Source organism: Streptomyces aurantiacus JA 4570 (genome assembly GCF_000414115.1).
GTDB lineage: Bacteria > Actinomycetota > Actinomycetes > Streptomycetales > Streptomycetaceae > Streptomyces > Streptomyces aurantiacus_A.
The window spans coordinates 1-5118 of the sequence record NZ_AOPZ01000187.1 but is presented as its reverse complement, the minus strand read 5'-3'; the positions used below and the strand labels follow the sequence as shown (position 1 = coordinate 5118).

5 protein-coding genes are annotated in these 5118 nt (G+C 68.3%); all 5 read left to right on the top strand.

The genetic code is table 11. The features are described from left to right. Positions 1 to 410: 410 nt before the first annotated feature. Complete coding sequence (rpsB, locus tag STRAU_RS19180) at positions 411 to 1328, top strand: 30S ribosomal protein S2 (RefSeq protein WP_016642024.1); 918 nt, start codon at positions 411 to 413, stop codon at positions 1326 to 1328. Between the two features lie 109 nt (positions 1329 to 1437). After that, positions 1438 to 2274, top strand: a complete 837-nt coding sequence (gene tsf / locus STRAU_RS19175; RefSeq protein WP_016642023.1) for a translation elongation factor Ts — start codon at positions 1438 to 1440, stop codon at positions 2272 to 2274. Between the two features lie 229 nt (positions 2275 to 2503). Continuing rightward, positions 2504 to 3262: a UMP kinase gene (pyrH, locus tag STRAU_RS19170; RefSeq protein WP_037660416.1), complete on the top strand. Its 759-nt coding sequence runs from the start codon at positions 2504 to 2506 to the stop codon at positions 3260 to 3262. A 158-nt stretch (positions 3263 to 3420) separates the two neighbouring features. Next, positions 3421 to 3978 (top strand): ribosome recycling factor, encoded by a 558-nt coding sequence (gene frr, locus STRAU_RS19165; RefSeq protein WP_037660417.1) that lies wholly within the window; start codon positions 3421 to 3423, stop codon positions 3976 to 3978. Between the two features lie 45 nt (positions 3979 to 4023). Beyond that, the coding region (locus tag STRAU_RS19160) for a phosphatidate cytidylyltransferase (protein WP_078621330.1) at positions 4024 to 5118 on the top strand (1095 nt) is incomplete at its 3' end.

Here is a 5118-nt window from a genome sequence, read left to right as displayed (position 1 = left end):
CCGGCGCCTGCGCGCGGCCCGGAGGCGGCGCCGGCCCCGGCCCGGCCGCCCGCACGGACGCACAGGTCAGCGCCAGCAGCACCAGGACCCACACCGCCACTTTCGTCACGCCCCGCACCCGGGACAGTCGCTCACACGTCATGCCAGAACGGTCCCGCCCCGCGCCGTTCCGCGGGGATCATGGCCGGGAACGGTGGACTACCAGCCGGTTGTGGACAGCGGCGTCACCCGGCGCCTCGCGGGTCCCGTACACTTCATGTGGCGATCCGGGTCACCGGGTCGACTTCGCACGCCCCGACATCTGGCTCCCACAGCCAACGGTGTCAGCGCCTTTCGGTCCCGTACGCGAGTACGTGGCACGGCGCGTGCCGGGCGTCAGGACATAACCGAGAAAACCAAGGAGTACGGCCATGGCCGTCGTCACGATGCGGGAGCTGCTGGAAAGCGGCGTCCACTTCGGTCACCAGACCCGCCGTTGGAACCCGAAGATGAAGCGCTTCATCTTCACGGAGCGCAACGGCATCTACATCATCGACCTGCTCCAGTCGCTGTCGTACATCGACCGCGCCTACGAGTTCGTCAAGGAGACCGTCGCCCACGGCGGCACGGTCATGTTCGTCGGTACGAAGAAGCAGGCGCAGGAGGCCATCGCCGAGCAGGCGACCCGCGTCGGCATGCCCTACGTGAACCAGCGCTGGCTGGGCGGCATGCTCACGAACTTCTCGACCGTCTACAAGCGTCTGCAGCGCCTCAAGGAGCTCGAGCAGATCGACTTCGAGGACGTGGCCGCCTCCGGCCTCACCAAGAAGGAGCTGCTGGTCCTCTCCCGCGAGAAGGCCAAGCTGGAGAAGACCCTCGGCGGTATCCGCGAGATGTCCAAGGTGCCCAGCGCCGTGTGGATCGTGGACACCAAGAAGGAGCACATCGCGGTCGGCGAGGCCCGGAAGCTCAACATTCCGGTCGTCGCGATCCTCGACACCAACTGCGACCCCGACGAGGTCGACTACAAGATCCCGGGCAACGACGACGCGATCCGCTCCGTCACCCTGCTCACCCGCGTGATCGCCGACGCCGTCGCCGAGGGCCTCATCGCCCGCTCCGGCGTCGCCACCGGTGACTCGAAGCCGGGCGAGAAGGCCGCGGGCGAGCCGCTCGCCGAGTGGGAGCGCGACCTGCTCGAGGGCGAGAAGAAGGCCGACGAGACCCCCGAGGCCCCCAAGGCCGACGAGGCTCCGAAGGCCGACGAGGCTCCCGAGGCCCCCAAGGCTGACGAGAAGCCGGCCGAGGACGCCGCCGAGGCCCCGGCCGCGGACGCCGAGCAGGCCTGACGGTTGAGTCTGGGCAGCATCAGCTGCTGACGGCGGGGGCCCGTGCCACAAGCACGGCCCCCGCCGTTCACCCGTAGATCTTCGACTTCGAGAAAGATTTTCGAGAATCATGGCGAACTACACCGCCGCTGACGTCAAGAAGCTCCGTGAGCTCACGGGCGCCGGCATGATGGACTGCAAGAAGGCGCTCGACGAGGCCGACGGCAACGTCGACAAGGCCGTCGAGGCCCTGCGCATCAAGGGCCAGAAGGGCGTCGCCAAGCGCGAGGGCCGCTCCGCCGAGAACGGCGCCGTCGTCTCCCTCATCGCCGACGACAACTCCACCGGCGTCATCGTCGAGCTCAAGTGCGAGACCGACTTCGTCGCCAAGGGCGAGAAGTTCCAGTCCGTCGCGAACGCGCTGGCCGCCCACGTCGCCAAGACCAGCCCGGCCGACGTCGAGGCGCTGCTCGCGTCCGAGATCGAGCCCGGCAAGACGGTCCAGGCGTACGTCGACGAGGCCAACGCCAACCTCGGCGAGAAGATCGTCCTGGACCGCTTCGCGCAGTTCTCCGACGGCTTCGTCTTCGCGTACATGCACCGCACGATGCCCGACCTGCCCCCGCAGATCGGTGTCCTCGTCGAGCTCGACAAGGCCGACGCCGAGGTCGCCAAGGGCGTCGCCCAGCACATCGCCGCCTTCGCGCCGAAGTACCTCGCCAAGGAGGACGTGCCGGCCGACGTCGTCGAGGCCGAGCGTCGCGTCGCCGAGGAGACCACCCGCGCCGAGGGCAAGCCCGAGGCCGCCCTGCCGAAGATCGTCGAGGGTCGCCTCAACGGCTTCTTCAAGGACGCCACCCTCCTGGGCCAGCCCTACGCCCTCGACAACAAGAAGTCCGTCGAGAAGGTCCTGCAGGAGGCCGGTGTCACCCTGAAGCGCTTCTCGCGCATCAAGGTCGGCATCTGAGTCCGTTCACGATCGACGCCGGACCCCGCTAGGGTCTAGCGCGGTCGCCCGCGTACGCAGCGGCGTACGCGACGGGCGTGACGGCGTACCCGAGGGAAACCCGGAAGAACGGGACCCTCGCACGCGACGGACGACCGCAAGATCTGACGAGGAGGCCATTGCCGCGCATGGGTTGAACACCACCCCACCGGCAATGGCCTCTTCGTATGTGCACCACAAGGAGAACTCCATGACCAAGGCCGACACCAAGAGTGACGACGGCAAAGTAGCCGGGCGCTTCCTGCTGAAGCTGTCCGGCGAGGCGTTCGCCGGAGGCGGCGGACTCGGCGTCGACCCCGATGTGGTGCACAAAATCGCCCGCGAGATCGCGGCCGTCGTACGTGACGGCGCGGAGATCGCCATCGTCATCGGCGGCGGCAACTTCTTCCGCGGCGCCGAACTTCAGCAGCGCGGCATGGACCGCGCCCGCTCCGACTACATGGGCATGCTCGGCACGGTGATGAACTGCCTGGCGCTGCAGGACTTCCTGGAGAAGGAAGGCATCGACTGCCGCGTGCAGACCGCCATCACCATGGGGCAGGTCGCGGAGCCGTACATCCCGCTGCGCGCCGTGCGCCACCTGGAGAAGGGCCGCGTCGTCATCTTCGGCGCCGGTATGGGCATGCCGTACTTCTCCACCGACACCACCGCCGCCCAGCGAGCCCTGGAGATCGACGCCGAAGCCCTGCTCATGGGCAAGAACGGCGTCGACGGGGTCTACGACTCGGACCCCAAGACCAACCCGGACGCGGTGAAGTTCGACTCCCTCGGGTACGGCGAGGTCATCACCCGCGACCTGAAGGTCGCCGATGCCACCGCCGTCACCCTGTGCCGGGACAACAAGCTGCCCATTCTCGTCTTCGAACTGCTCGCCGAGGGCAATATCGCGCGGGCCGTCAAGGGTGAGAAGATCGGCACACTCGTGGGCGACCAGGACTCCCGGGCCTGAGCCGAGTACGTCCCTCGTTCGGGGTCGACGACGCCGTCGGACGACCCCGACGAGGGGATGGACAAAGCCCTGCCGGTCGGACACCGTGCAGGAAAGAGACGCGACGCAGCCGGCCGATCATGGAAGCCGGGCCTACTCAAGACACGCAGGAGCAAGTGGTGATCGAAGAGACCCTCCTCGAGGCCGAGGAGAAGATGGAGAAGGCCGTCGTGGTCGCCAAGGAGGACTTCGCCGCGATCCGTACGGGTCGTGCCCACCCGGCGATGTTCAACAAGATCGTGGCCGACTACTACGGCGCGCTGACACCGATCAACCAGCTCGCCTCGTTCTCGGTGCCCGAGCCGCGCATGGCCGTGGTGACCCCGTTCGACAAGACCGCCCTGCGCAACATCGAGCAGGCGATCCGCGACTCGGACCTCGGCGTCAACCCGAGCAACGACGGAAACATCATCCGGGTGACGTTCCCCGAGCTGACCCAGGACCGTCGCAAGGAGTACATCAAGGTCGCCAAGACCAAGGCCGAGGACTCCAAGATCTCGATCCGGTCGATCCGTCGCAAGGCCAAGGAGGCCCTCGACAAGGCGATCAAGGACGGCGACATCGGCGAGGACGAGGGCCGTCGGGCCGAGAAGGAGCTCGACGACACCACCGCCAAGTACGTCGCCCAGGTGGACGAGCTGCTCAAGCACAAGGAAGCCGAGCTGCTCGAGGTCTGATCGAGTCCGCTCGACGTCCATCTAGGTCTGAGGAATCCGAACTCCGTGAACGACACTTCCTGGGGGGCGCCGTCCAGAGCCGGGTACTGGGGGGCGCCCGACCAGGGACCGGTCCAGGGTGCTGCCCCGGCGGGTCCCGCATACGATGCGCAGGATGCACTGACTCCTCCAGAGACGCAGCCCATGCCCATCGTTCCCGACGTAGCAGCGAGCGGCGGACACCAGGACGACGACCGGGGGGCTGCTCAGCCGAGCGGCCCCCTGTTCCGTGACGAGACGCCGCCCGCGCCCCCAGCACCCCCCGCGCAGAAGCCGCAGGAGCCCATGACCGGCGCACCACAGCCCGCCCCAGCCCCGCAGAAGAAGAGCGCGGGCCGTGACCTCGGGGCGGCCATAGGGGTCGGCGTGGGGCTCGGTGCGGTCATCATCGCGTCGCTCTTCATCGAGAAGGCGGTCTTCGTCGGCGTCATAGCGGTCGCCGTGGTGGTCGGCCTCTGGGAGCTGACCTCGCGCCTCGAAGAGCGCAAGGGCATCAAGGCGCCGCTCGTGCCGCTCGCCGTGGGCGGTGCCGCGATGGTCGTCGCCGGGTATGTCCGCGGCGCCGAGGGCGCCTGGGTGGCGATGGCGCTGACCGCGCTCGCCGTGCTCGTCTGGCGCATGACCGAGCCTCCCGAGGGCTATCTGAAGGACGTCACCGCGGGTGTCTTCGCGGCGTTCTATGTCCCCTTCCTCGCGACGTTCGTGGCGCTGATGCTCACCGCGGACGACGGCCCGCAGCGGGTGCTCACCTTCCTGATCCTGACCGTGGTCAGCGACACCGGCGCGTACGCGATCGGCTGGCGGTTCGGCAAGCACAAGCTCGCGCCGCGCATCAGCCCCGGCAAGACCCGCGAGGGCCTGCTCGGCGCGGTGACCTTCGCGATGGCCGCGGGCGCGCTGTGCATGCACTTCCTGATCGACGACGGGACGTGGTGGCAGGGCCTGCTCATCGGCTTCGCGGTCGCGGTGAGCGCGACGCTCGGCGACCTCGGCGAGTCGATGATCAAGCGCGACCTCGGCATCAAGGACATGGGCACGCTGCTGCCCGGCCACGGCGGCATCATGGACCGCTTGGACTCCTTGCTGCCGACGGCTCCGGTG